Here is a 26,504-nt window from a genome sequence, read left to right on the forward strand (position 1 = left end):
CTGCCGCGCCGTTGTCAACGATGACTTCTTTCGCCGGGGAACACACCATGGCTGATACCAACTACGATGTGATCATCATCGGATCCGGTCCGGGCGGTTACGTGACCGCGATACGGTCTGCCCAGCTGGGCTTCAAGACCGCAATCGTCGAACGCGAGCACATGGGCGGCATTTGTCTCAACTGGGGCTGCATACCGACCAAGGCGCTGCTTCGTTCCGCCGAGATCTACCACTTCATGCAGAATGCCAAGGATTACGGCCTGTCGGCGGAGAAGATCTCTTTCGATGCGAGTGCCGTGGTCAAGCGTTCGCGCGGGGTGTCCGGTCAGCTCAACGGCGGCATCGGCTTTCTGATGAAGAAGAACAAGGTCGATATCCTGTGGGGCGAAGGCAAGGTCACCAAGGCGGGTGAAGTCACCGTTTCCAAGACTTCCAAGAAGGCCATGGAACCTCAGCACCCGGCACCGAAAGGCACCAAGGGGGAGGGCATCTACAAGGCCAAGCATATCATCGTGGCGACCGGTGCGCGTCCGCGCGCCATTCCGGGTATCGAGCCGGACGGCAAGGACATCTGGACCTATTTCGAGGCCATGGTGCCGCCGGCGATGCCGAAGTCGCTGATCGTCATGGGCTCCGGCGCCATCGGCATCGAGTTCGCCTCCTTCTACCGCACCATGGGTGTGGACGTGACGGTCATCGAGATGATGGCGAACATCATGCCGGTCGAAGATCCGGAAATCTCCGTTATGGCAAAGAAGATGATGGAAAAGCAGGGCATCAAGTTCCTGCTCGAAGCCAAGGTTTCCTCCGTCAAGAAGGGTTCCGGCGGCGTGACTGCCACGGTCGAGACCAAGGACGGCAAGAAACAGGACCTGAAGGCCGAAAAGTTGATTTCCGCGGTCGGGGTCGTCGGAAACATCGAAAATCTTGGTCTGGAGGATCTTGGCGTCAAGACCGATCGGGGCTGCGTCGTGATCGATGGCTTCGGCCGCACCAACGTACCGGGCATCTATGCGATCGGCGACGTGGCAGGGCCCCCGATGCTGGCTCACAAGGCCGAGCATGAGGGCGTGATCTGTGTCGAGAAGATCGCTGGCAAGGATGTGCACGCGATGGACAAGTCGATGATCCCGGGATGCACCTATTGCAATCCGCAGGTCGCTTCCGTCGGCCTCACGGAACCGAAGGCGAAAGAAGCCGGATATGACATCAAGGTCGGTCGTTTTCCGTTCATGGGCAACGGCAAGGCGATTGCCCTGGGTGAGCCGGAAGGTCTGATCAAGACAATCTTCGACGCGAAGACCGGTCAGTTGCTCGGGGCGCATATGGTCGGCGCGGAAGTGACCGAACTCATACAGGGATACGTTGTCGCCATGAACCTGGAGACGACGGAAGAGGATCTGATGCACACGGTGTTCCCGCATCCGACCCTTTCTGAAATGATGAAGGAATCCGTACTCGATGCCTATGGCCGTGTGCTGAACATGTAGGCATGTCCGCGGATCGGACTTGGGGTAGGGAACTACAGATTCGGACAGCATTTACGGCAACGTGAAGCTGTCCGTTTCGGGCAAACGGGAGGTTTCAGTCATGGACGTAAAATCAATTCTGATCTGGATCGTTATCGGCATCCTGGCCGGCTGGCTGGCAAGTGTCGTCGTTGGCGGCGGCGGATTGGTGCGTTACCTCATTACTGGTTTGATCGGTGCATTCGTCGGCGGTTTCCTCTTCAGGATTGCGGGGATCAATCTGAACCTCGGAAACGCCTATGTGACTGAGATCGTCGTGGCTGCCATCGGTGCGATTGTCGTCGTGCTGATTGCGCGGCTGCTGGCCTGATTGGATTACGGAGACTGCTGCGATGGGATTGATCATCACGGTTATCATCGGCCTCATCGCAGGCGCAGTTGCCCACAGGGTGCTCAACAGCCGAGGAGGCTTCCTCGGAAGCCTCGTTGTCGGCCTCGTCGGGGCGCTGATCGGGGGTGAGCTTGCTTCCATCCTCAATTTGAACGTAACCGGAGGGATCCTGGACCGGCTGATCATTTCCGTGCTGGGGGCCATCCTGTTTCTGTTCATCTGGAAGAAGATGTTCAAGTGACAACGGCGGGTGCCAACGACGCCGGGATAGAAGCCTTTCCGCTCCGGACGAGCGACAAGCTTCGCTATCGGGATACGGACCGCCAGGGCCATGTGAACAACGCGGTTTTTTCCACCTTTCTGGAGACAGGCCGCGTCGATCTTCTTTATCGGGAAGCTCTAGCGGACGAGGGCGCTGCCTTTGTGATTGCCCGCCTGGAAATGGATTTCCTGGCCGAGGTCAACTGGCCCGGAGACGTTGAAATCGGCACGGCGGTGAGTGAAGTCGGGCGCAGCTCGTTCCGGCTCTTTCAGTGCGTGTTTCAGGACGGCGTGCCTGTCGCGCGGGCCGTAACGGTGGCCGTTCAGATGAATGAGGCAACGCGCAAATCCCAACCGCTGTCCGAGAAAGCCAGGCAGCGGCTCGAAACTCTTGTGAGTTCTGCAGTTGGAACATAGCTGGCAATTGGGTTTGAGACTTGACCTTTCAAGGGAATAACGACAGGTAAGTTGCATGGTTACGATCGTCGATACGCTCAATCGCCCGCAGGAAAAGTCCGAGGCGCGTCCGCGCCACCCGGAAAAGGCGCACCGCCCGGACAATCCGGTGCAGCGCAAGCCCAAGTGGATCCGTGTCAAGGCGCCGACGTCGCCGGTCTACCGCGAAACCCAAGAGGTGGTTCGCGCAAACAATCTTGTGACAGTGTGCGAAGAAGCAGGCTGCCCGAATATCGGCGAATGCTGGTCCAAGAAACACGCCAGTTTCATGATCCTGGGCGACACCTGCACGCGCGCCTGCGCTTTCTGCAATGTGCGCACGGGCATGCCGGGTCCCGTTGACACCAATGAGGCTCAGGGCGTTGCGGATGCCGTGGCGGCCATGGGACTGGAACATGTTGTCGTCACATCCGTGGACCGGGACGACCTTGACGACGGCGGCGCCAGGCATTTTGCCGATGTGATCGGCGCCATACGCAAGACCTCGCCTTCAACGACTGTTGAAGTGCTGACCCCGGATTTCCTGCGCAAGGAGGGCGCGCTGGAGATCGTGGTCGAAGCGAAGCCCGATGTCTTCAATCACAATCTTGAAACAGTGCCGTCGAAATATCTGAAAGTTCGTCCCGGCGCGCGCTATTTCCATTCGATCCGCATTCTTCAGAAGGCGAAGGAGCTGGATCCTGAAATGTTCACCAAGTCCGGCATCATGGTCGGCCTCGGAGAAGAGCGTAACGAAGTCCTTCAGCTGATGGACGATCTGCGCGCCGCAGACGTGGATTTCCTGACCATCGGTCAGTATCTTCAGCCGTCAAAGAAGCATCATCCGGTTCTGTCATTCGTTACACCGGAAGAATTCAAGGGCTATGAGCGCATTGCCTACGCCAAGGGCTTTCTGAAGGTCTCCGCCAGCCCGCTGACCCGTTCCTCGCATCATGCCGGAGAGGATTTCGCGGATCTGCGCGCCGCCCGCATGGCCAGGCTCGGACGCTGAGATCACTAGATACGGATTGCAACACGGTCAGACGAACTGAATGCCCAGTTATTCATCCAATCACAAGGTCGCTCACAACGCCGACGACATGTTTCGTCTGGTCGCGGATGTGGAACAGTATCCGCAGTTCGTGCCGTTGTGCCAGGATCTGCAGGTTCGCGGGCGGAAGGAACTCGAGAACGGGAACACCGTTCTGGTCGCCGACATGACCGTGGCCTACAAGCTTTTCAAGGAAACCTTCACCAGCCGCGTGGAATTGCGTCCCGATGAGCGCACTATCCTGGTGGAATATCTTGACGGGCCGTTCAAGCATCTGGAAAATACCTGGACTTTCGAGGACCTGGGTGAGGGCGCCAGCAACGTCGGCTTCTATATTTCCTACGAGTTCCGCAGCCGGACGCTCGGCTCCCTGATGGGCGTCATGTTCGACAGGGCGTTCCGCAAATTTTCCAGCGCCTTCGAAACGCGGGCGGATGAAGTTTACGGGACCTGATGGTCCGGTCACGGCCGGTCTTCCATTAATGAGACCCGCTCTTCATTCCGGCTCAGCACCTATTTGAATTGCTTGAAGGCGTCACGGATTGTCCGGATACGGCTCGATTTCATGTCTACGGACGCGCCTGTTCCACGAAGCTCGTCTATTTCCGCGGGCTTCAGCCCGAGATCTTCGAGTGTGGCGAAAGACTGGTAGTTGTCGCAGACTATTTTTCGGCCGGCTCTGGAGACTGCGCCGTTGTCCTCTTCCACCACCAGGCTTTGACCTGCTGCGGCCTGTTCCTCGGTCCAGGCGACGGTGGTTGAAGAGACCCAGAAGGTCAGATCGCAGTAGCGCGCTTTGTAATAACCTTCTTTCGGTTTCCTCAGAATCTCGTGGGATCCCGTGAAACCGCCATTGGAATAGTGGGATCGGATGTAGAAATCACTTTGGCCAAGCGCCGCCCCGGTCAGACAACCGCTTGTGGCAATCGCGAAGACCAGCAACGCTATCAAGCGTTTCATTTTGAAATTCCTTATCCAGCGTGTTCAGTTCACCCCAGCTATTTCAGAATTATACGATGTCAGGCTTACTTGAGCCTTACTTGTCTTTTTGGCGGCCATGAAACGACTTGGCCGCATCATCGACTGTTGTCCGGAACGTATCGCGTATGGCCGCAAAACGGCTCACGCGTTGGACAGGCACGCCATCATTTTGAACCACGATCCGCGGATCTTCCTGAACTCCAAGGTCAAGCAAGGTTACCTGCCTTTCAGGGTGCGCGCAAATCGGCTGCCAGCCTTTGCCCCGGTTGAACTCGACGCGCACGGCATTTTCCCGTTCAACCTCAAGCTGCGTCCAGGCTACAGTTGCGAAGCGGACCCAGTAGGGCCGGCCGCAATACTCGACCTCCACAAGTCCTTCTGACATCCTGTCGTAGATGCGATGGGAACCGCGGAAACCGTGGTATTCGTCGCGGGAAATAATGTAGGTATCTCCGGCCTTCGGCAGGTCGCTTTCCGCAAAGGCATCTGCAGCAGCCATGATAAGCACGCTTGCGACAAGCATCGTATTTCGGATTGACATCAAATTATCCCGTAGCGCGTTTCGATCGAAACCCAGTTCCTGAAGGCTCACCGCTACAGCAAGTCTTTGTAAAAGCTGTTTCGCAAGGAATGGAGCTTTTAATAAAACTTTACGCTCTCGAAAATTCGGGAACCTGAAAAGATGAGCGGAAATTGACTTATGCAGAAAGGGCAGGTCAGCGCGTGTGGTAGCTGCTGTCTGTGTGGCCCGACTTGCCGGTCTGGAACATGGCTCCGATGGAGGACAGACGGCTTTGGCCGGTGGTGCCTTCTTCCGAGGTCTCCAGAACGTCGTCGGCGCTCATGGCAATCCCGATATCCATCAAGGTGACCTGATCTTCCGGCCCCTCGCAGATGGGTCTCCAGCCACGGCCGAAATTATACTCGATGCGGACCACATGACCGCGGCGGCTCTCAACTTCCGTCCAGGCGACGGAATGGCTGCGCACGAAATAGTCGCGGTTGCAGTATGAAACCTTGTTCAAGCCCTTGTAGGGATCCACAAACAGCTTGTGGCTTCCGACGAAGAATCCGTCGCGGTCCCGTGAGATAAGATAGAAGTCACCCGGTTGCGCAACAGTTCCTGCAAACACGGTGCTGCCGAACGATACGACTGCGAAAAGTGTCGCTGATATTCTCTTCATGTATTGCTGCTTTCGGGATTTCCGACGGTCAAGATGATGCAACTATACGCCCGTCTTGAGGGGAATCCAGAAACAACTTTTGGCACCATTAATGAGATTTTACTCAGGAAATCGCATTTAGAATAGATGTTAAGGCAGTCTGTACCGTTTCAAGTCGGATAGACTTCCTGCCTCGATCCGCAAACCAGCAGTGAACATGACCGGTCGGTTTTCCCTTGCTCGCGACAGCGATATGAACCGTGCCGACCGGCTTTTCCTCACTGCCGCCACCCGGGCCGGCGATGCCCGTAACGGAAACCGCGACATCCGCGTTGGACCGTGCAAGCGCGCCTTCCGCCATGGCGATGGCGACTTCCTTGCTGACGGCGCCGACCTTTTCGATCATGTCGGCGGGCACACCCAACATCTCGGTCTTGGCCTCATTGGAATAGGTGACGAAACCCCGATCGACGGCGGCTGAGGAACCGGCAACTTCGGTAAGCGTCCCGCAAATCAGGCCGCCGGTGCAGGATTCCGCGGTGGCCACCATCTTGCCTGCGGCTATCAGGGCATCGAGAACGCTCTGCGCAAGCGGGGTGAGGTCATCCAGACTGAGCGGTGTCCTGTCCGTCATGGCGCGGTTCCTTCAGTTTCTTCAAAAGGCAATCTTACCGTCACGCTGGCAAGGGCGGCGATACCTTCCTTGCGGCCGGTGAAGCCCAGTCTTTCCGAAGTTGTAGCCTTGACCGAAACCCGGGACAGCGGCAGGCGGCAGATTTCGGCAATCGACGCGCGGATCCTGTCACGGTGCGGCCCGATCTTCGGCTCCTCGCAGACGATTGTCACGTCGATATGGGCCAGCCTGCCACCCATCTGCGACAGCCGGCGCATGGCGTCTTCCTGGAACCTGTCGGAGGACGCGCCTTTCCATTGAGAATCTCCAGGCGGGAAATGCTGGCCGATATCCCCGTCACCGATTGCACCGAGCGTCGCATCGGTAATGGCGTGCAGAACGACATCGGCGTCGGAATGGCCCTTGAGCTTTTGTGTATGGGGGATGTTTACGCCGCCGAGAATGACCGCATCACCGTCTTCGAAAGCATGGACATCGTAACCGATGCCGTTGCGTATATCGGTCAGTTCCGAAAGCGGGCGGTCCGCGTGTGAGGTCTCGGGCATGGTCAGCAAACTCGCCTGTTGAGCCGCACGCTTGAGATCGGCTGCGGTCGTGATCTTGAAATTTGAAGGGTCTCCGGCGCTCAGAACAACCGTCATCCCGTCCCACTCCGCCAGACTGGTGTCGTCGGGAAAGTTCGTGCGAGTGGATTGTGCGGCGTTTTCGTGAGCCCGGGAAATCCGCGACAGCGGAAATGCCTGCGGCGTCTGCGCTGCCCAGAGGTTCTCGCGGTCGATTGTTTCCAGCGGTTGGCCGGCCTCTTTCTGCTTTTTGAGAGTATCGACGACCGGCGTGGCGGCAAGCGCGCCCTCCGCCCCAGCGTCGAGTTCATCGAGCAGTCTGTCGATGACGTCATGAGTCAGAAACGGGCGTGCGGCGTCGTGGATCAGGACATAGTCGCAATGGGTATCCGCAAGAGCCTTGAGACCTGCATGCACGGACACTTGCCGGGTGTCGCCCCCGAAAACAGCCTGCTTCAGTTTGTGCGACCAGTTTTTGGAAGCTGCCGAAACGGCATCGTCATAAAGGCCGGTATCGTCCGGATGTATCACGGTCACCATATGTGAAATCCGGGGATGATTCCCCAAGGCGTTCAGTGTATGGGTCACCACCGGTTGCCCGGCAAGAAGCCGGTATTGCTTGGGCACTGAAGTTCTTGGATCCGCCAGGCGTGACCCACGCCCAGCAGCAACAACGAGGGCTGCCGCCGTTTTGGCCATTTAAGGTCTCCTTGCAGGGGGCATTCCGAAACCAACGCACCGTCTTTAACGAAGAACTTGTATCGACTGCAAATTTTGACTTGTTGCGCTGCAGAAATTGTCTACAATATAGGCAATTCATAAAATGCACAGGCAATGAGCAGAAAAAGAGAGCCTTGTGTCGCCACTGATGAAAACGATTTCGATTGGACGTCATGTAATACCGGGCAGGGCCGTGCTTGCGCCAATGTCCGGTGTCACCGACCTGCCTTTCCGCAGACTGGCTGCAAGATATGGTGCCGGCATGGTGGTCAGCGAAATGGTCGCCAGCGAATCCTTTCTGAGAGGCGACGCGGAAACCCAGATGCGTGCCGAGTCGCAGGGGAAGGGGCTGCACGTTGTGCAACTTGCGGGCCGTGAGGCGCACTGGATGGGGGAGGCGGCGAAGGTCATTGCCGGTCTCGGCGCAGACATCATCGATATCAACATGGGCTGCCCCGCCAAGAAAGTGACCTCCGGCTATTCAGGTTCCGCGCTGATGCGCGATCTCGATCATGCTCTTTCGCTGATAGAGGCGACCGTGAATGCCGTCGATGTTCCCGTGACGCTGAAAATGCGGCTCGGGTGGGACGAGCAATCCATCAATGCGCCGGAACTGGCACGGCGCGCCGAGGCGGCCGGTGTTCAACTGATCACGGTGCACGGGCGCACGCGCTGCCAGTTCTACAAGGGAAGCGCGGATTGGAATGCGATCGCAGCAGTCCGGGACGCGATTTCCGTGCCCCTGATCGCCAATGGCGACTGCAAGAGTTTTCAGGACGCGGAGCGGATGCTCTCCGCTTCTCGGGCAGATGGCGTGATGATCGGCCGCGGTGCCTACGGGCGGCCCTGGCTACCCGGTCATGTCAGCCGTTTCCTGGCGACGGGAGAGCAACTGCCGGAACCGGTCGGGAGTGAATTGGCAGAGCTTGTCAGCGAACATTACGACGCCATCCTGAGTCACTACGGCGAGGGGCAGGGGCTGCGCATCGCGCGCAAGCATCTCGGCTGGTACATGGACGCGGCGGATGGCGGAGATACCTGTCCGGGACCGGTCCGGAAAACGCTCATGACATCCCGTCAGCCGGAGCAGGTGATACGCCTAGCGGCCGACTGGTTTTCTTCCTCGAACAAACGGACAGCTGCGTGACGGATACTGTGTCTGCGACAGGCCGGACGGCCGCACTCGCCAGTGATGGGCCAACCATCCTGGATGCCCTGCCGCATCCAGTGCTTCTCGTGGCGCCCGATGGTGTCATTGAATCGGCCAACATGGCGGCGGAAATCTTCATGCGTTCAAGCGTGTCTGTCCTGAGACGCCATCCCATCAGTGATTTTGTTCCCTTCGGCAGTCCGCTCCTGACCCTGATTGATCAGGTGCGCGAACGCGGTGCGGCGGTCAACGAGTACAAGGTGGATATCGGCACTCCGCGCATTGGTGCGCCGCGGGTGGTGGACATAAACGCCGCTCCCGTCGCCGATCGTCCCGGTGCTGTCGTCCTGATGTTTCAGGAGCGCACGATGGCGGAAAAGATCGATCGCCAGCTCACCTCAAGGGGCGCTGCGCGCACTGTTACGGGTCTGGCCGCCATGCTGGCTCACGAGATCAAGAACCCGCTTTCAGGCATCCGCGGCGCGGCGCAGTTGATCGAGCAATCGGTTCCAAGTGAAGACCGGGCTCTGACACGCCTTATCATGGATGAAACGGACCGGATCGTTAAACTTGTCGACCGGATGGAGGTCTTCTCCGACGAACGGCCGATCGAGCGGGAACCGGTGAATATTCACGTGGTGCTTGATCATGTGAAACGCCTGTCCGACAGCGGCTTTGCCCGTGGCAAGAAGATCCACGAGATCTACGATCCTTCCCTGCCGCCGGTGTTTGCCAACAAGGATCAGCTCATCCAAGTGTTCCTGAACCTGATCAAGAACGCAAGCGAAGCGATCGGCGACGACCCGGACGGCGAGATCCGGATCTCGACAGCCTTCCGGCCCGGTGTGCGGCTGTCCGTTCCGGGCACGGCGGAGAAGGTTGGACTGCCGCTTGAATTCTGTGTTCAGGACAACGGCCCCGGTGTGCCGGAAGATCTGCTTCCGCACCTCTTCGAGCCGTTCATCACTACGAAAACCAACGGATCCGGGCTCGGACTTGCGCTTGTCGCCAAAATCATCGGCGACCATGGCGGCGTGATCGAATGCGACAGCCAGCGGCACAAAACCGTTTTCCGGATCCTGATGCCCGCATTTGCAGGCGATGGAATACCTGATTCCGATACGCCTAACAGAGGAACTGATTGACCATGCCGACAGGCACGATCCTAGTTGCAGATGACGACGCGGCTATCCGCACCGTACTCAATCAGGCGCTTTCCCGGGCCGGCTATACCGTCCGATTGACATCTAATGCCTCGACATTGTGGCGTTGGGTGTCTTCGGGAGACGGCGATCTGGTCATTACCGACGTCGTCATGCCGGACGAGAATATTTTCGACGTTCTGCCGCGTATGAAAAAGATGCGGCCGGACCTTCCGGTTCTGGTCATGAGTGCGCAGAACACCTTCATGACGGCCATCAAGGCCTCCGAGAAAGGGGCTTACGAGTATCTTCCCAAGCCCTTTGATCTCAAAGAGTTGACGAGTATTGTTCAACGAGCGCTTGAAGAGCCGAAGAAGCGTCCGGCGGTTGACCTGGACGACGCCGGCGAAGGCATGCCCCTGGTTGGCCGTTCGCCTGCGATGCAGGAAATCTACCGGGTTCTGGCCCGGCTGATGCAGACCGACCTTACGGTGATGATCAACGGCGAGTCGGGCACCGGCAAGGAGCTGGTGGCGCGCGCCCTGCATGACTACGGCAAGCGGCGCAACGGACCCTTCGTTGCCATCAACATGGCGGCGATCCCGAGGGATCTGATCGAGGCTGAATTGTTCGGCCACGAGAAGGGCGCCTTTACCGGTGCACAGAACCGCAGTTCAGGCCGCTTCGAGCAGGCCGATGGCGGAACGCTGTTCCTGGACGAGATCGGCGACATGCCGATGGAAGCCCAGACCCGGCTTTTGCGGGTTCTGCAGCAGGGCGAATACACGACTGTCGGTGGCCGTACGCCGATCAAGACCGATGTCAGGATTGTCGCGGCGACAAACAAGGATCTGCGCCATCTGATCAATCAGGGACTGTTCCGCGAGGATCTGTATTTCCGCCTGAACGTGGTGCCGATACGCCTGCCGCCGCTGCGCGAGCGGGTTGAGGATATCCCCGATCTTGTCCGGCACTTCTTTGCAATCGTGGAGAAGGAAGGCCTGCCCGCCAAACAGATCGACCAGAGCGCCCTCAATCTGCTGCGCCGATACCGCTGGCCGGGCAACGTACGTGAGCTGGAAAATCTTGTCCGGCGGCTTGCAGCGCTCTATCCGCAGGATGTGATCAGCGAAAACCTGCTTGAGCACGAGCTGAGCCAGCCATCCGTCTCCTCCATGGAAGAGGAGTCGAACGAGACCGTAAATCTTGGCGGTTCCGTCGAACGTTACCTTGGCGGATATTTCGACACCTTCGGCGAGGCGCTTCCTCCTCCGGGCCTCTACCACCGAATTCTGCGCGAAGTGGAATATCCCCTGATCAGCGCCGCACTTGCCGCAACCCGCGGCAACCAGATCAAGGCCGCTGAACTGCTCGGGGTGAACCGCAACACCTTGCGCAAGAAGATCCGGGATCTGGACATCCAGGTGATGCGCTCGACCCGTTAGAACGCTTGAGCCATGTTTGGCCGAACGGCTGCTGGCAAACGTCAAAAAAGAGCCGCGCGCAGGATCAAAACTTGCGTGCGGTGTCATTGATAAAAACAGCGGTGTGCCTTTTGACGCTCCATGCGCCGGTTCGTCCACCGCATTTTTTCTTCCTTCAACCAACCCTGTCGCAATTTCGCAACATTGTGTGATAAGTTTGCCGCAAGCAGTCTAGAAGCCTGTGCCGCGCGTTTCCGACGGCATCTGTTCGAGGTTCAATGATACTAGAAGCGGCACAGAAATCCGTTGCGCAGTCGAGCGCTGCCGGCAGGATCTGGCGACGCGCCGGTCTGGCGATAATGGTTGTTGCACTGATATCGATCGGTGTGACTTTCGCCATTCTGATGGGCCTCACGTCGATCGATCCCACCCAGGACGTCATCAAGACGGCGATGACGATCAACGGCGCGCTGGCCGCCGTTCTGCTTGGTGTCATCGCCTTCGAGATCCTGAAGCTCTGGCAGGCCCGGCGGCGGGGGCGGGCTGCTGCAAGGCTTCACGTGCGGGTGGTTGCCCTGTTCAGCGTGGTCGCGGCCGTTCCTGCCGTTCTGATGGCGATACTGGCTGCCATAACGCTCGATCGCGGTCTTGACCGATGGTTCGAGGACCGCACGCGGCAGATCATCGATAACGCCCTGACCGTGGCACAGGCTTATCTCCAGGAACACGCCAGAGTGCTGCGCGGCGATCTGATCGCCATGACCAACGACATAGACCGGGCCAAGGCGGTCTATGACTTTGAGCCCTCGCGTTTCGACCAGTTCTTTTCCACTCAGGTTTCGCTGCGCGGCATTCTCGGCGCTTTCATGTTGAATGAAAACGGGGATGTGGTGACGCGGATTATCCTTGATCCCAACGCGGATATTCCTCTGCCGCCCGCCGACAGTTTCTTCAAGGCCAAATCCGGCGATCCCATCCTGATCGCGCCGGGGAGTTCCAACATCGTCGGCGGCGTGATGAAGCTGTCCGCCTACGACAATTTTTATCTTTATGCGGTGCGGGCCATCGATCCGCGCGTCGTCGAATATCTTCGTCTGGCCGAGGACGGAGCGTCCCAGTACCAGCAAATGGAGAGCAGCCGCTTCGGCGTGCAGGTCGCCTTTGCGCTTGTCTATCTCGGGGTGGCGCTCGTGTTGCTGCTGTCGGCCATCTGGATCGGCTTCGGGTTCGCGAACCAGCTGGTGTCTCCGATCCGCGCCCTGATCTCCGCGGCTGACGAGGTTTCAAAGGGCAATCTTGCCGTCAAGGTCGGGACCGAGAAATCCGCCGGCGACCTTGCAAACCTCGGGGCCACCTTCAACAAGATGACCGGGCAGCTTCTCGGTCAGCGCGACGCACTGCTTGCCGCCAACGAACAGATCGACCGCCGCCGCCGCTTCAACGAGGCCGTGTTGTCGGGGGTCTCGACCGGCGTGATCGGTGTCGATGACGAGGCGTCCATCATGCTGATCAACAGATCCGCGCTGGAACTTCTCATGCTGGACGAAGTGCAGATCCTCAACAAGTCTCTCATCGAGGTTGTGCCGGAGCTGAAGAACTGTATTTCGGAAGCGCTTCAAAGCCCGGGGGACAGGCTTCCCGAAACGCAGGTCGAGATCGGCCGCGGCGGGCGGCTGCGCACGATCAACGTGCGTATCACCAGCGAACAGTCGACACGCCGCGAACACGGCTTCGTGGTGACGCTGGACGACATTACCGATCTTGTCTCAGCACAGCGCAATTCCGCCTGGGCGGATGTTGCCCGCAGGATCGCGCATGAAATCAAGAACCCGCTGACGCCGATCCAGCTGTCCGCCGAACGTATCCGCAGGCGCTATGGAAAACGCATTGAAGAAGACCGGGAGGTCTTCGATCAGTGTATCGACACAATTGTCAGACAAGTTGGCGACATCGGCCAGATGGTCGATGAGTTTTCCTCCTTCGCCCGCATGCGCAAGCCCACCAAGTCGAAGGGCGATCTTCGCGAGGCGGTGCGTGACGCCGCCTTCATGCAGTCGGTGGCAAATCCGGAAATCAGTGTGAAAGCAGACGTGCCGGATAAACCGGTTGAGGCGGTCTTCGATGCCCGTCTCGTGGGACAGGCGCTTACGAACGTGGTGAAGAACGCGACCGAGGCGGTCAGCGCCAGGACGGGCGAGGATCTGCCGGACGGGCGGGTCACGGTGTCGCTGCGCGCGGAAGACGGTGGACGGATCGTGATCGACGTGACGGACAACGGCATCGGCTTGCCGGAAGAAAACAGAAACCGCCTGCTGGAGCCTTACATGACCACGCGGGAAAAGGGTACGGGCCTCGGCCTTGCCATCGTAAGGAAAATCCTTGAAGACCATGGGGGCGGTATCGAATTGCTCGACGCTCCCAAATCCAACCCTGAAGATACGGGAACTCTCGTTCGCCTGACATTGGCAGCACATGCCGAAAGCGAACCGGAGACCGAGGACAGAGATCAAGCAGTGACTGCCCATGGCGCATGATATTCTTGTCGTAGACGACGAAACCGATATCCGGGAAATGATTGCCGGTATCCTTGACGATGACGGCTACGGAACGCGGACGGCAGCGGATTCCGACCGCGCGCTGGCCGCTGTGAAAGAACGCAGGCCCTCCCTCGTCATTCTGGATATCTGGCTGCAGGGCAGCCGGCTCGACGGGCTGGCGCTTCTGGATGTCCTGAAGGAATCCGATCCCGACCTGCCGGTGGTGATCATTTCCGGCCACGGCAACATCGAGACGGCCGTTTCGGCGATCAAGCGAGGCGCCTACGATTATATTGAAAAGCCGTTCAAGGCAGATCGGCTTGTGCATATTGTCGAGCGTGCCCTGGAAGCTTCGAGCCTGAAGCGCGAAATCCGCGACCTGAAACAGCGCAGCGGTGAAACCAGCGATATTGTCGGTAATTCTTCGGCCGCACATAACCTGCGACAGACAATCCAGAAGATCTCCGCCACCAACAGCCGCATCCTGATCATCGGCCCGTCCGGGGCCGGCAAGGAGCGGGCGGCCCGGATGATCCACGATCTTTCGCCGCGGGCGAAAAGCCCGTTCGTCGTCCTCAACGCAGCGACCATCACGCCGGCGCGCATGGAGGAAGAGCTGTTCGGCATCGAGGACGAAACCGGCAGCCTGCGCAAGATCGGCGCACTTGAGGAAGCTCATGGCGGCACGCTCTATCTTGACGAGGTTGCCGACATGCCGGCAGAGACCCAGGGAAAGATCCTCAGGGTGCTGGTCGAGCAGAGTTTTTCCCGTGTCGGCGGCACGCAGAAGGTTCAGGTCGATATCCGTATCCTGTCTTCCACGTCGAAGAACCTGGAAGAACACATCGGGTCCGGACTTTTCCGGCAGGATCTCTATCACCGTCTCAGTGTGGTGCCCCTGCGCGTACCGGGCCTGGCGGAACGGCGCGAGGATATTCCCGTTCTCGTCCACCACTTCATGGAACAGATCTCGGCGGCTTCCGGCATTCCGCTCCGACCGATCGGCGACGATGCCATGGCGGTTCTGCAGACGCACGACTGGCCGGGAAATGTGCGCCAGCTGCGCAACAACGTCGAACGCCTGCTGATCCTCAGCCGGGGCGATCCGGACAGTACGATCACGGCAGACCTGCTGCCTGCCGAAATCGGCGAAACCCTGCCGAATCTGCCGACCTCGGGAACCGGCGAGCACCTGATGTCCGTCCCCTTGCGGGAGGCGCGCGAGATATTCGAACGCGAATATCTGCAGGCTCAGATCAAAAGATTTGACGGGAACATCTCGCGGACGGCTGAATTTGTCGGTATGGAACGGTCTGCGCTTCACCGCAAACTGAAAACCCTGGGCATGACCTGAGGGGCGTGAAGCCTCAGGAATAGACGGCAGAGCGGGAAAGGGTCCCTCCCATGAAAATCGTTATTTGCGGCGCCGGACAGGTGGGCTACGGCATTGCCGAACGCCTCGCCGCGGAGCAGAACGATGTGTCGGTGATCGATTCCTCTCCGCAACTGATCAATGCGATCGGCGACCAACTCGACGTACGCGGGTTTGTCGGGCACGGGGCGCATCCGGATATTCTGGCCCAGGCCGGCGCTGAAGAAGCCGACATGATCGTTGCGGTCACATTGTACGACGAAGTCAACATGGTGGCCTGTCAGGTGGCGCATTCGCTCTTCAACGTGCCGACCAAGGTCGCCCGTATCCGTGCGCAATCCTATCTGCAGGGCCGGTGGCGCAACCTCTTTTCCCGCGATCACATGCCGATCGACGTGATCATTTCGCCGGAAATTGAAGTTGGTGAAATGGTGCTGCGCCGCCTGGCATTGCCGGGAGCGGTCGAGACCGTCCGCTTTGCGGACGATCATGTGGTGGTTGTCGGCATCATCTGCGAGGAAGACTGCCCGGTCGTCGACACGCCGTTGCGCCAGTTGACGGAACTGTTTCCGGATCTGGGTGCCGTTGTCGTCGGCATTTACCGGAACAACCGGCTTTTCGTACCCAAGAGCAGCGATTCCATTCTGACCGGCGATCTGGCCTATGTGGTTGCGCGGCGCGACCAGGTGCGCCGCACGCTGAGCATTTTCGGCCATGAGGAGCCGGAAGCGGCCAAGGTGGTGATCGCCGGCGGCGGCAATATCGGTCTTTATGTCGCAAAAGCTCTGGAGCAGAGGCAGTCGGGAACGAAAATCAAGCTGATCGAGGCATCGCGCGAGCGGGCCATGGAAGTGGCGGACGAGCTCAAACGCTCCGTGATCCTGCATGGCAGCGCCCTGGACCAGACCATCCTCAACGAGGCCGACGCAGGCGACGCCGACACGATGGTGGCTTTGACCAACGACGACGAGGTGAACATTCTTTCGTCTGTGATGGCGAAAAAGCTCGGCTGCAAACGCTCTTTGTCCCTTTTGAACAACCCGAGCTATCCGGCTTTCGCCAATGCTCTGGGTATCGATGCATTCATCAATCCCCGTGCAGTGACGATTTCGCGCATTCTGCAGCATGTGCGGCGTGGCCGCATCAGGGGCGTGCATTCCCTGCAGAACGGCGCGGCGGAAATCGTCGAGGCCGAGGCACTGGATACGTCTCCGCTTGTCGGAAAACCCTTGCGGGAGATCGATCTGCCCTCCGGCATCCGTGTGGGGGCGGTTTTCCGCGGCGGCGAAGTTCTGACGCCGAACGGAGATCTTCAGATCCAGGCTCAGGACCGGATCGTTATTTTTGCGGTTGCGAGCAGGGTGCGTCAGGTCGAACAGATGTTCCGGGTCAGCCTGGATTTCTTTTAAGGCGTTTCGCTCACTTTCTGACCTTGCGTTTGACGCATCTTGTGGTCAAATTTCACGAGAAACCAATCGGTTCGCAGAGAACCGCCCTTCCTTGGAGGAAACATGAGCCGGATTGCCTATGTCAACGGTCAGTACGTCCGTCATGCGGATGCCGCAGTGCACGTGGAAGACCGGGGCTATCAGTTCGCCGATGGCGTTTACGAGGTCTGCGAGGTCTGGCATGGCCAGATCGTCGATATGCCGCGGCATCTGGACCGTCTCGACAGATCCCTGAGCGAATTGCGCATCGGGTGGCCGATGACAAGGGCTGCGGTTGAATTCGTGGTGCGCCAGGTTGCACGGCGCAACATGGTGCGCAACGGGCTGGTCTATATCCAGGTCACCCGGGGCGTTTCCAGGCGCGATCACTTTTTCCCGCCTGATGACGTGGCACCTTCCATCGTCGTTACCGCCCGCTCCACCAATCTGGAAGCGGCGAGCGCCCAGGCGGCTGAAGGCATCGCGGTGGTCAGCTATCCCGAGAACCGCTGGCCCAGGGTCGACATCAAGACGGTGGCGCTACTGCCCAACGTGCTCGCGAAGCAGAATGCCAAGGAGCATGGCGGCAAGGAAGCCTGGTATGTGGACACAACCGGCTTTGTCACCGAAGGCGGGTCCACGAATGCGTGGATCGTCACGAAGGAGGGGACGCTCGTCACGCGACCGGCCGAGAGCGGGATCCTCAAGGGCATTACCCGTGCAGTTGTTCTTGAGCTTATTCGCCGGGAGGGGCTGACTTTCGAAGAAAGGCCATTTAGCCTTGAAGAAGCATTTGATGCGAAGGAAGCATTCGTTACGGCGGCGACGAGCATCGTCATGCCGGTCGTGCGAGTGGACGACAAGGTGATCGGAAATGGCCATCCAGGTACGGTTGCAACCCGATTGCGCGAACTGTTCCATACTGCTACTGATTTCCAGATGGTATGATTCGACTGGGCTTGTTGGGCAGAATTTAGTTACAATATAGAGCTGGGGCAGACAGTTCTATCTGGTGGGCAATGCAAAAAGCGAGCGGCACGTTAAACCTTAGTGTTTGAATTTGAAGGGTTTTCGACGGTAAGCCGCGTAAACGCCGGATGCTCGGCCGCATCCGGGAGAAACAGGATAAAAAGACTGATGGCTGAGCGCGCACAAAATCTTCAAGACACTTTCCTCAATCACGTTCGCAAACAAAAAACTCCCCTGACGATTTTTCTCATCAACGGCGTCAAGTTGCAGGGTGTCGTGACCTGGTTTGATAACTTTTGTGTCCTGCTCCGGCGTGACGGACATTCTCAGCTTGTTTATAAACACGCGATTTCCACAATTATGCCAAACGGACCTGTTCAACTGTTCGATCAGGCTGAGGAAAACGCGGAAAAGGCAAGCTGATTGAAACCCAAGTCTCGCGCAGACGATTTTTCAAAATCAAATGGTTCCGAAGAACCAGGACAGACCTCGCTAAGGCTTAAGGAAACCGGAGTAGACCGGCTTCCTCAGCCTTTTCGTGCCATGATACTGGAGCCCGTGCTGCAATTGCGCGGCGAAGGCAGTCAGCATGATCTGCGGTCCAACAGGAGCCCCGAGGCGCGCCTCGAGGAAGCCATCGGCCTCAGCGCGGCCATCAATCTCAATATCGTCCACTCGGGCATCGTGCGGATCAGCAATCCCAAACCGGCGACCTTGTTCGGAGAAGGCAAGGTTGCAGAATTCGCCGGCATTGTTGCCAGCGAGGATCTGGATCTGGTCGTTATCGATCATCCTCTTTCGCCGGTTCAGCAGCGTAACCTTGAACGCCGCCTGAAAACCAAGGTGATCGACCGCACGGGTCTCATTCTGGAAATTTTCGGTGACCGCGCGCGTACCAAGGAAGGCCGTCTGCAGGTCGATCTGGCTCATCTGAGCTGGCAAAAGAGCCGTCTCGTCCGATCCTGGACCCACCTGGAACGCCAGCGCGGCGGTGCCGGCTTCATGGGTGGCCCCGGTGAAACCCAGATCGAGGCCGACCGCCGGCAGATCCAGGACCGCATCATTGCCCTGCAGAAACAATTGCAGAGCGTGCGCCGCACCCGTGATCTTCACCGCAAGAAACGCAAGAAGATACCCCAGCCGGTGGTGGCGCTTGTCGGCTATACCAACGCCGGCAAATCGACGCTTTTCAACCGGCTGACGGAAGCCGATGTCTTTGCCAAGGATCTGTTGTTTGCGACGCTCGATCCGACATTGCGCAAGGTTTCTCTGCCACATGGCAGGGAAGTGATCGTTTCGGATACCGTCGGGTTCATCTCCGATCTGCCGACCCATCTGGTCGCAGCGTTCCGGGCGACGCTGGAAGAAGTGCTGGAAGCAGATCTGATCCTGCACGTGCGTGACATCTCTCACGCCGACACGGATGCACAGGCAGAAGACGTCAAGAAGACGCTGCGCGATCTGGGAGTGGACGCCATTACCGGGGCACCGGTCGTCGAGGTCTGGAACAAGATCGACTGTCTCGATCCCGCATACCGGCAGAAATTGCTGGAGGATGCAGGCGAGGAAGGACCGATCGCCCTGTCTGCCCTGACCGGAGAAGGCGTTGACAGTCTCCTGACCCGGATCGATGCCTTCATGGCGCAGCATGATGATATGCTGTCGCTGAAAATCCCGGTCGCCGAAGGGGCGTTGCTGGCGAAGCTCTACCAGATGGCGGAGGTGCTGGAACGTACCGATGCCGAGGATTTCGTCACAGTCGAGGTGCGTGTCACCGACAAGCAGCGTGGGCCGTTCCGCGATACGTTCGGTGCCTATATCGTTGATTAGGCATCCTTCGTTCCACTAATATCAACTGCGGTTGGTATAAGGGCGGGATTCCGGAAAAATCAGAGACTTTATCCGGAATCCTATTTCCCCTTGGCAGCCTGCCAGGCGGCCTCCATCTCGTCGAGCGTCATCGCCTCCAGTGTCGTGTCCGATTTCGCGGCGTGGTCTTCGATGGCGGCGAAGCGCTTGCGGAACTTGCGGTTTGTCCGGCGCAGGGCCTCTTCCGGGTCGATGTCGAGATGCCGGGCAAGATTGGCGAGAGCAAAGAATGTGTCGCCGAGTTCGTCGGTGATGCGGTCCTTGTCCGGGTCGCTCTTGGCAAGCTCTTCGTCAAGCTCGTGAGTTTCCTCGCGGATCTTTTCGAGAACCAGGCGAGCGTCGTTCCAGTCGAAGCCGACCCTTGAGGCGCGCCTCTGCAGCTTGTCTGCCTCCTGAAGGGCGGGGAAGGCGCTTGGCACGTCGTCGAGAAAGCCTTTTTCCGGTTCGGCCAGCCCCAGCGATTCCCGTTCGGACCTTTTTTCAGCGCGCTCTTCCGCCTTGATCCGCTCCCAGATCCCCTTGACCAGTTCCGGCTTGTCGCCGTTTTCATCGCCGAAAACATGCGGATGCCGCCGGATCATCTTTTTCGTAATAGCCTCAACCACATCGCCGAAATCGAATTGCTCTTCTTCCTGCGCCATGCGGGCGTGATAGACCACCTGGAGCAGCAGGTCGCCGAGTTCCTCGCGCAGTTCCAGAAGATCGTTCTTGGCGATGGCGTCGGCCACTTCGTAGGCTTCTTCAAGCGTATAGGGCGCAATCGTCGCAAAGGTTTGCTCCAGATCCCAGGGGCAGCCGCTCACGGGCGTCCTGAGCGCCGCCATGATCTCGATGAGGCGGGAAATGTCGCGACTGGGGGTCATGGGCAGGCCTTGGATGTTTTTGCTGGCGCTACACGGGTACTCGATAGGGCTCGGTCATGGCAAGCGTGGAGAGCTATCCTCTGACCGACGGGTGCCAGAAGGTCACGGCGCGTTCAATGAGTGCGATGAGGCCGTAGAAGAGCGATCCGGCCAGAGCGGCGACGGCAATTTCCGCCCAGACCATGTCGACATTCATGCGGCCGACCTCCGTGGATATGCGAAAGCCCATGCCGACGGTCGGTGTGCCGAAGAATTCGGCCACGATCGCGCCGATCATGGCAAGGGTGGAGTTGATCTTCAGAGCGTTGAAAATGAAGGGCATGGCCATCGGCAAACGCATCTTGATCAGCGTCTGCCAGTATCCGGAGGCATAAGTGCGCATCAGATCGCGCTGCATCGGGTCCGAAGCGGCGAGACCGGAGACCGTGTTCACCAGCATCGGGAAGAAGGTCATGATGATGACGACGGCAGCCTTTGACGGCCAGTCGAAGCCGAACCACATGACCATGATCGGGGCAACGCCGATGATCGGCAGCGCGGAGACCAGATTGCCGATGGGCAGCAGGCCGCGGCGCAGGAACGGCACCCGGTCGACGAGTACGGCTGTCAGGAACGCCGAGCCGCAGCCGATGGCATACCCCGCGAGTACCGCTTTCAGGAACGTCTGGCGGAAATCTGCCCACAGGGTCGGTACGGAGTTAATCAGGCGCAGCCAGATTTCGGTTGGCGCGGGCAGCAGAACCTTGGGAACCCCCGCACCTGTGACAATGATCTGCCAGAGGACCAGCAGGGTGATGCCGAAGAGGGCGGGAATGGCAAGGTTGGTGAGCCTTGACGCGGTTTTGGACGCAATCTGCCAGGAGGCAAGACGTTCAACGAACAACCAGGCGGAGGCCCAAGCGGCGGCCGTCAGAGCCCAGAAACCGAGTGCGGCGTCTCCCGGATGGTTCGATACTGTATCTATGAGCAGCCAGGTTGCGAAGGCCGTGACCAGCCCGAGCATGACATCTCCGAAACGATTGCGCATGAAACCGAGTTCATAGCGGACGGCGGCGATGGCCAGGAGGACCAGGCAAAGCGCAAGACGTGGCGCGTCCATCACGCCGATATCGGGGGTGAAAATCGTGCTGAACAGCCCGACGATCACCAGTGCGACGACGAGCCAGGCAAGCAGGGCGGAGATATCCAGCCGGCTTTTGGAAAGGATTCGGGTGCTCATCGCGTCATCCCCATGCGTTTCAACGCAAGTTTTTCAACCAGCCCGATCAGCGCGACCAGAGAGCCTGCCAGAAACGCGGCCATGATCAGGGCGGACCAGATTTGCAGTGTCTGGCCGTAATACGACCCCGACAGAAGACGTGCCCCGAGCCCGGCAACGGCTCCGGTCGGCAATTCGCCAACGATTGCGCCGACAAGGGAGGCTGCCATGCCGATCTTCATGGAGGTGAACAGATACGGCACGGCGTAGGGCAGGCGCAGCTTCCAGAGAGTCTGAACGCGGGTCGCCGAATAGGTGTGCATGAGGTCCATGTCGATCACTTCCGGTGAGCGCAGACCTTTCACCATCCCGACTGCAACCGGGAAGAAGGACAGATAGGTCGAGATCATCGCCTTGGGCAACAGCCCGGATATGCCGACAGCGTTGAGAACAACGATGATCATCGGTGCAATGGCAAGGATCGGAATTGTCTGCGACGCGATGATCCACGGCATCAGGGATTTTTCCAGGACACGGGAATGGATGATCCCGACGGCAAGGAGAATGCCGAGCGTCGTGCCGATGAGAAAACCCAACAGGGCAGAGGAAAGCGTGATGCCCGAATGATAGATCAACGAGCGTTTGGAGGTGATTTTCTTCTCGACGGTCGTCTCCCAGATCTCAACGGCGATCTGATGCGGAGCGGGCAGCACGGGCCGTTCCTGCGCGAGCGTATCGGACACAAGTTCACTGAAAGGGACATTGGTCCGGTCCGCGCGTTCATAAGTGTCGAGCTGGAACGGCGTGTTCAGCGCAACAGCGCCAATATACCAGGCGCCGATGATTGCGAGGACGACGACGATCACCGGTCCGGTCGTCCCGGACATGAGGCCGGCAAAAGGGTTCAGACTGCGGCTTGGGGCGAGGGCGGTCGAAGTCATGCGTCCATGTACCCCTGGTCACGCCGGGGCTCGATCGTGAGATCCAATCCCAGGGAACTTCCGAGGTCGAATGTCTCCAGTTCAACAGAGGAAGCAGAGCTCGGCTGGGGAGAGCAAGGCTGGCAACGTTCAATCCTCATAGGAATGCCCCGCTTTCAATCCTTCCCGCACACGGTGGGCGATCTTGAGAAACTCCGGGCTCTCGCGAATGTCGAGCGTGCGCTCGCGCGGCAGGTCGCTTTCGATGACGTCATAGATCCGGCCCGGACGCGGGCACAGGACGACGATCTTGGTGGAAAGGAACACCGCTTCGGGAATGGAGTGGGTGACGAAGGCGACGGTCTTGCTGGTCTTCGCCCAGAGCTGAAGCAGCTGTTCGTTAAGATGGTCGCGAACGATTTCGTCGAGCGCACCGAAGGGCTCGTCCATCAACAGGAGATCCGGCTCGACGGCAAGGGCCCGGGCGATCGAGGCACGCTGCTGCATGCCGCCGGAAAGCTGCCAGGGATATTTCTTTTCAAAGCCGGTAAGGTTCACCAGTTCCAGGTTTCTGGCAATGCGTTCCTGGCGCTCGGATCTGGAAAGTCCCATTATTTCCAGCGGCAGGGCCACATTGTTGGCAATCGTCCGCCAGGAGTACAGCGCGGCCGCCTGAAAGACATATCCATAGGCGCGATTGAGCCGGGCTTCCTCCGGGGAGACGCCGTTGACGGTGATCGACCCAGCGGTGGGCTTTTCCAGATCGGCGATGACCCTGAGCAGCGTGGTCTTGCCACAACCCGAAGGGCCGATGAAGGAGACGAAATCTCCCTGTTCGATCTTCAGGTCGATATCGGAAAGAGCATGCACCGGACCGTCCCCGGTCTCAAAGGTGAGGGACAGCTTCTCAATATCGATCACCCGGTCCGGGCTTGCGCTTTTGTGGTTATCCACCATCTCGGTGTCCTTTGCGCCGGCAAGTGCGGTCATGTGTTTCCTGGGCCAAGTCGAATGTTGTTCTTCAGCGCCGAGTATACTCGGATTTGCATGCCTCGGCGCGGTTCAAACCCGTAAGCAAGGTTCACGGAAATGCGCCTCCCCGAAATGGGGAGGCCTGTTCCTATACGCCGCTGGCGGGAATGCCGCTGCGTTCCACCTTTCGCGGCGCGGTCAGTTCCTTCCAGGTGCTGAGCGCCTTGTTGACTGCCTGGAAAGGCTTGCGGGAAACGAATTCGCCATGACCCTGTTCGGGGTTGACCGTTCCGTCTTCCACGGCAACGCGTCCACGGGTGAGCGTATAGCGCGGAAGGCCCTTGACCTTCTTGCCCTCGAAGACGTTGTAGTCGATGGCCGACTGCTGGCTGGAGGCGGAAATGGTCTTTTCCTTTTCCGGGTCCCAAACGACGAGATCCGCATCCGCTCCGACCAGAATGGCGCCCTTTTTGGGATAGACGTTGAGGATCTTGGCAATGTTGGTCGACGTGACGGCCACGAACTCGTTCGGCGTCAGGCGGCCGGTGCCGACACCATAGGTCCACAGCATCGGCATGCGGTCTTCAAGCCCGCCGGTGCCGTTCGGGATCTTGGTGAAATCGCCGACACCGGTGCGCTTCTGGTCGGTGGAGAAGGCGCAGTGATCGGTCGCGACCACTTGCAGCGAGCCGGAGGCAAGACCGGCCCAGAGGCTGTCCTGGTGCTTCTTGTCGCGGAAGGGCGGCGACATGACCCGGCGGGCGGCATGATCCCAGTCGGAGTGCCTGTATTCGCTGTCGTCCAGCGTCAGGTGCTGGATCAGCGGTTCTCCATAGGCGCGGATGCCGTTCTGGCGTGCCCGGCGGATGGCCTCATGGGCCTGTTCGGACGAGGTGTGAACGATATAGACCGGCACGCCGGCCATGTCGGCGATCATGATGGCCCGGTTGGTGGCTTCGCCTTCCACTTCCGGCGGACGGGAATAGGCATGCGCCTCAGGACCGTTGTTGCCTTCCGCCAGCAGTTTCTGCTGCAGGGTCGCGACGACATCGCCATTTTCCGCGTGGACCAGCGGCAGGGCGCCGAGTTCCGCACAGCGCGAGAAGGAAGCGAACATCTCGTCGTCATTGACCATCAAGGCGCCCTTGTAGGCCATGAAGTGCTTGAAGGTGTTGATGCCGCGTTCCTGAACCACGGTCTGCATGTCGTTGAAAACCTGCTCGCCCCACCAGGTGATCGCCATGTGGAAGGAATAGTCGCAATGCGCCATGGAGGACTTGTTGTCCCACATCTGCAGCGCTTCCAGCAGTGACTGACCGGGAGAGGGCAGGGCGAAATCGACCACCATGGTGGTGCCGCCGGCGAGCGCCGCGCGTGTGCCTGAATCGAAGTTGTCGGAGGAGAAGGTGCCCATGAAGGGCATTTCCAGATGGGTGTGCGGATCGATGCCGCCCGGCATGATGTAACAACCGGTCGCGTCCAGCGTCTCGTCACCGGACAGGTTCGGGCCGATTTCGACAATCCTGCCGTCCTCGATCTTCACATCGGCTTCGTAAGAAAGGTCGGCGGTAACAACCGTGCCGCCCTTGATCACTTTGCTCGCCATTGCTGTTTCCCTCGTTTTTCGTTGTTTGTTCCGGCTCAGGTCCCGGATCAGGTCAGGGACGGCAACCGTTTACTTCTGCGCTGTCCCGGACCCGAGCCGGGACCAGTTCACACGAGTTTCCTCATTCCACGATCACCGCCGTCTCGACCACCGCATGGAACAATACGTCTGCTCCGGCCTTGGCCCAGTCTCTGGAAATCTCTTCGGCCTCGTTATGTGACAGACCATCGACGCAGGGGCACATGATCATCGCCGTCGGGGCGACCTTGTTGACCCAGCAGGCATCGTGACCGGCGCCGGAAATGAGATCCCGGTGGGAATACCCGAGGCGCTCGGCGGCATTTCGAACCGCTTCGACGCAAGTCTTGTCGAATTCCACCGGGTCGAAACCACCGACCTTTTCGAATTCGACTTCAAGCCCCATGTCGTCGCAGATCTTCTTGCCGCCGGCCTTCAGCCTGTCTTCCATGTCCTTGATCACGGTGATGTCCGGGGAGCGGAAGTCGATGGTGAAGACAGTCTTGCCGGGAATCACGTTGCGCGAATTCGGATAGACGTCGATGTGACCGGCAGCACCCACGGCATGAGGGGCATGCGACCAGGCGATCTCGTCGACCAGTTCCAGAATGCGGGCCATGGCAAGGCCGGCATTCTTGCGCATTGGCATTGGCGTGGAGCCGGTGTGGCTGTCCTTGCCGGTTACCGTGACCTGCGTCCAGGACAGGCCCTGGCCGTGTGTAACGACACCGATTTCCTTGCCTTCGGCTTCCAGGATCGGTCCCTGTTCGATGTGGAGCTCGAACAGGGCATGCATCTTGTTCTTGCGGGCGCCGACTTCCTCGTCGCCGACCCAGCCGATGCGTTTCAGTTCGTCGCCGAATGTCTTGCCTTCGGCATCTTCACGCTCATAGGCCCAGTCCTGGGTATGGACACCGGCAAAGACGCCGGAAGCCAGCATGGCCGGCGCAAAACGTGTGCCTTCCTCGTTCGTCCAGTTGGTGACCACGATCGGGTGTTTGGTCTTGATGCCGAGATCGTTCATCGTCCGGACCATCTCCAGTCCGCCGAGAACGCCAAGAACGCCGTCATATTTGCCGCCAGTCGGCTGAGTATCGAGGTGGGAACCCACATAGACGGGCAGGGCGTCCGGATCGGTGCCAGGGCGGGTCATGAACATGTTGCCCATGGAATCGACAGCCATGGAAAGGCCTGCGTCCTCACACCATTTCTGGAAAAGCTTGCGGCCTTCGGAATCGGCGTCCGTCAACGTCTGACGGTTATTGCCACCGGCAACGCCCGGGCCGATCTTGGCCATTTCCATCAGGCTGTCCCAAAGCCGGTCAGCATTGATTCTCAGATTTTCGCCCGGAGCTGCCATTGGCTTACC

Annotated in this window: 26 protein-coding genes; 15 read left to right on the forward strand and 11 right to left on the reverse strand. The window is 59.0% G+C overall.

Features of this window, described 5'->3' with window-relative positions:
- Window positions 1-47 precede the first annotated feature (47 nt).
- From lpdA to Q1B40_RS09375, 6 genes are all read left to right on the forward strand, one after another.
- Window positions 48-1,490: a dihydrolipoyl dehydrogenase gene (lpdA, locus tag Q1B40_RS09350; RefSeq protein WP_299812930.1), complete on the forward strand. Its 1,443-nt coding sequence runs from the start codon at window positions 48-50 to the stop codon at window positions 1,488-1,490.
- Window positions 1,491-1,590: 100 nt separating this feature from the next.
- A complete protein-coding gene (locus tag Q1B40_RS09355) occupies window positions 1,591-1,839 on the forward strand; it encodes a GlsB/YeaQ/YmgE family stress response membrane protein (RefSeq protein WP_299812933.1) in 249 nt (82 codons plus the stop codon).
- Between the two features lie 22 nt (window positions 1,840-1,861).
- Complete coding sequence (locus Q1B40_RS09360; RefSeq protein ID WP_299812936.1) at window positions 1,862-2,101, forward strand: GlsB/YeaQ/YmgE family stress response membrane protein; 240 nt, start codon at window positions 1,862-1,864, stop codon at window positions 2,099-2,101.
- Window positions 2,098-2,538: a thioesterase family protein gene (locus Q1B40_RS09365; RefSeq protein ID WP_299812939.1), complete on the forward strand. Its 441-nt coding sequence runs from the start codon at window positions 2,098-2,100 to the stop codon at window positions 2,536-2,538. The genes Q1B40_RS09360 and Q1B40_RS09365 overlap by 4 nt, the downstream gene beginning before the upstream one ends.
- A 55-nt stretch (window positions 2,539-2,593) precedes the next feature.
- Window positions 2,594-3,568 (forward strand): lipoyl synthase, encoded by a 975-nt coding sequence (gene lipA, locus Q1B40_RS09370; protein ID WP_299812942.1) that lies wholly within the window; start codon window positions 2,594-2,596, stop codon window positions 3,566-3,568.
- A gap of 40 nt (window positions 3,569-3,608) precedes the next feature.
- Window positions 3,609-4,061, forward strand: a complete 453-nt coding sequence (locus tag Q1B40_RS09375) for a type II toxin-antitoxin system RatA family toxin (RefSeq protein WP_299812945.1) — start codon at window positions 3,609-3,611, stop codon at window positions 4,059-4,061.
- Between the two features lie 59 nt (window positions 4,062-4,120).
- On the opposite strand, the gene Q1B40_RS09380 is transcribed toward Q1B40_RS09375, so the two are convergent.
- The 5 genes from Q1B40_RS09380 to Q1B40_RS09400 all read right to left on the reverse strand — a co-directional run bounded on the left by Q1B40_RS09380 (window position 4,121) and on the right by Q1B40_RS09400 (window position 7,647).
- Complete coding sequence (locus Q1B40_RS09380; RefSeq protein ID WP_299812948.1) at window positions 4,121-4,567, reverse strand: hypothetical protein; 447 nt, start codon at window positions 4,565-4,567, stop codon at window positions 4,121-4,123.
- Between the two features lie 76 nt (window positions 4,568-4,643).
- Entirely contained in the window at window positions 4,644-5,180 is a 537-nt protein-coding gene (locus Q1B40_RS09385) for a hypothetical protein (protein WP_299812951.1), read from the reverse strand.
- 124 nt (window positions 5,181-5,304) lie between these two features.
- Window positions 5,305-5,772, reverse strand: coding sequence for a hypothetical protein (locus Q1B40_RS09390; RefSeq protein ID WP_299812954.1), 468 nt, complete (start codon window positions 5,770-5,772; stop codon window positions 5,305-5,307).
- A gap of 103 nt (window positions 5,773-5,875) precedes the next feature.
- Window positions 5,876-6,385, reverse strand: coding sequence for a CinA family protein (locus Q1B40_RS09395; protein ID WP_299812957.1), 510 nt, complete (start codon window positions 6,383-6,385; stop codon window positions 5,876-5,878).
- A complete protein-coding gene (locus Q1B40_RS09400; RefSeq protein ID WP_299812961.1) occupies window positions 6,382-7,647 on the reverse strand; it encodes a bifunctional 2-C-methyl-D-erythritol 4-phosphate cytidylyltransferase/2-C-methyl-D-erythritol 2,4-cyclodiphosphate synthase in 1,266 nt (421 codons plus the stop codon). Before Q1B40_RS09400 ends, Q1B40_RS09395 begins: the two co-directional genes overlap by 4 nt.
- A gap of 169 nt (window positions 7,648-7,816) precedes the next feature.
- Between Q1B40_RS09400 and dusB the strand changes: the two genes are divergently transcribed.
- The 9 genes from dusB to hflX all read left to right on the forward strand — a co-directional run bounded on the left by dusB (window position 7,817) and on the right by hflX (window position 19,519).
- Complete coding sequence (dusB, locus tag Q1B40_RS09405; RefSeq protein WP_299814855.1) at window positions 7,817-8,815, forward strand: tRNA dihydrouridine synthase DusB; 999 nt, start codon at window positions 7,817-7,819, stop codon at window positions 8,813-8,815.
- Window positions 8,812-9,963: a nitrogen regulation protein NR(II) gene (locus Q1B40_RS09410; protein ID WP_299812963.1), complete on the forward strand. Its 1,152-nt coding sequence runs from the start codon at window positions 8,812-8,814 to the stop codon at window positions 9,961-9,963. Before dusB ends, Q1B40_RS09410 begins: the two co-directional genes overlap by 4 nt.
- 2 nt (window positions 9,964-9,965) lie before the next feature.
- A complete protein-coding gene (ntrC, locus tag Q1B40_RS09415; protein ID WP_299814858.1) occupies window positions 9,966-11,405 on the forward strand; it encodes a nitrogen regulation protein NR(I) in 1,440 nt (479 codons plus the stop codon).
- 257 nt (window positions 11,406-11,662) lie between these two features.
- Complete coding sequence (locus Q1B40_RS09420) at window positions 11,663-13,918, forward strand: PAS domain-containing sensor histidine kinase (protein WP_299812966.1); 2,256 nt, start codon at window positions 11,663-11,665, stop codon at window positions 13,916-13,918.
- Window positions 13,908-15,275: a sigma-54 dependent transcriptional regulator gene (locus Q1B40_RS09425; RefSeq protein ID WP_299812970.1), complete on the forward strand. Its 1,368-nt coding sequence runs from the start codon at window positions 13,908-13,910 to the stop codon at window positions 15,273-15,275. Before Q1B40_RS09420 ends, Q1B40_RS09425 begins: the two co-directional genes overlap by 11 nt.
- A 50-nt stretch (window positions 15,276-15,325) precedes the next feature.
- Window positions 15,326-16,702 (forward strand): Trk system potassium transporter TrkA, encoded by a 1,377-nt coding sequence (trkA, locus tag Q1B40_RS09430; protein ID WP_299812973.1) that lies wholly within the window; start codon window positions 15,326-15,328, stop codon window positions 16,700-16,702.
- 102 nt (window positions 16,703-16,804) lie between these two features.
- Complete coding sequence (locus Q1B40_RS09435; RefSeq protein ID WP_299812976.1) at window positions 16,805-17,668, forward strand: D-amino-acid transaminase; 864 nt, start codon at window positions 16,805-16,807, stop codon at window positions 17,666-17,668.
- 186 nt (window positions 17,669-17,854) lie between these two features.
- Window positions 17,855-18,112, forward strand: a complete 258-nt coding sequence (gene hfq / locus Q1B40_RS09440) for an RNA chaperone Hfq (RefSeq protein WP_173006241.1) — start codon at window positions 17,855-17,857, stop codon at window positions 18,110-18,112.
- Between the two features lie 120 nt (window positions 18,113-18,232).
- Window positions 18,233-19,519 (forward strand): GTPase HflX, encoded by a 1,287-nt coding sequence (hflX, locus tag Q1B40_RS09445; RefSeq protein WP_299812979.1) that lies wholly within the window; start codon window positions 18,233-18,235, stop codon window positions 19,517-19,519.
- An 80-nt stretch (window positions 19,520-19,599) separates the two neighbouring features.
- Here hflX and mazG read toward each other — a convergent pair whose 3' ends face one another.
- The 6 genes from mazG to Q1B40_RS09475 all read right to left on the reverse strand — a co-directional run bounded on the left by mazG (window position 19,600) and on the right by Q1B40_RS09475 (window position 26,495).
- Complete coding sequence (gene mazG / locus Q1B40_RS09450; protein ID WP_299812982.1) at window positions 19,600-20,421, reverse strand: nucleoside triphosphate pyrophosphohydrolase; 822 nt, start codon at window positions 20,419-20,421, stop codon at window positions 19,600-19,602.
- 73 nt (window positions 20,422-20,494) lie between these two features.
- The gene (locus Q1B40_RS09455; protein WP_299812985.1) at window positions 20,495-21,640 is read right to left on the reverse strand and encodes an ABC transporter permease; all 1,146 of its coding nucleotides are present in this window, start codon (window positions 21,638-21,640) and stop codon (window positions 20,495-20,497) included.
- Entirely contained in the window at window positions 21,637-22,506 is an 870-nt protein-coding gene (locus Q1B40_RS09460; protein WP_299814862.1) for an ABC transporter permease, read from the reverse strand. The genes Q1B40_RS09455 and Q1B40_RS09460 overlap by 4 nt, the downstream gene beginning before the upstream one ends.
- 183 nt (window positions 22,507-22,689) lie before the next feature.
- Window positions 22,690-23,496, reverse strand: coding sequence for an ABC transporter ATP-binding protein (locus Q1B40_RS09465; RefSeq protein WP_299814865.1), 807 nt, complete (start codon window positions 23,494-23,496; stop codon window positions 22,690-22,692).
- 163 nt (window positions 23,497-23,659) lie between these two features.
- Window positions 23,660-25,117, reverse strand: coding sequence for a dihydropyrimidinase (gene hydA / locus Q1B40_RS09470; RefSeq protein WP_299812988.1), 1,458 nt, complete (start codon window positions 25,115-25,117; stop codon window positions 23,660-23,662).
- 121 nt (window positions 25,118-25,238) lie between these two features.
- Window positions 25,239-26,495 carry a Zn-dependent hydrolase gene (locus Q1B40_RS09475; RefSeq protein WP_299812991.1) on the reverse strand — a complete coding sequence of 419 codons (1,257 nt, stop codon included), beginning with the start codon at window positions 26,493-26,495 and terminating at the stop codon, window positions 25,239-25,241.
- Between the last annotated feature and the right edge of the window lie 9 nt (window positions 26,496-26,504).

Origin of the sequence: uncultured Roseibium sp. (assembly GCF_947496995.1) — a bacterium.
GTDB lineage: Bacteria > Pseudomonadota > Alphaproteobacteria > Rhizobiales > Stappiaceae > Roseibium.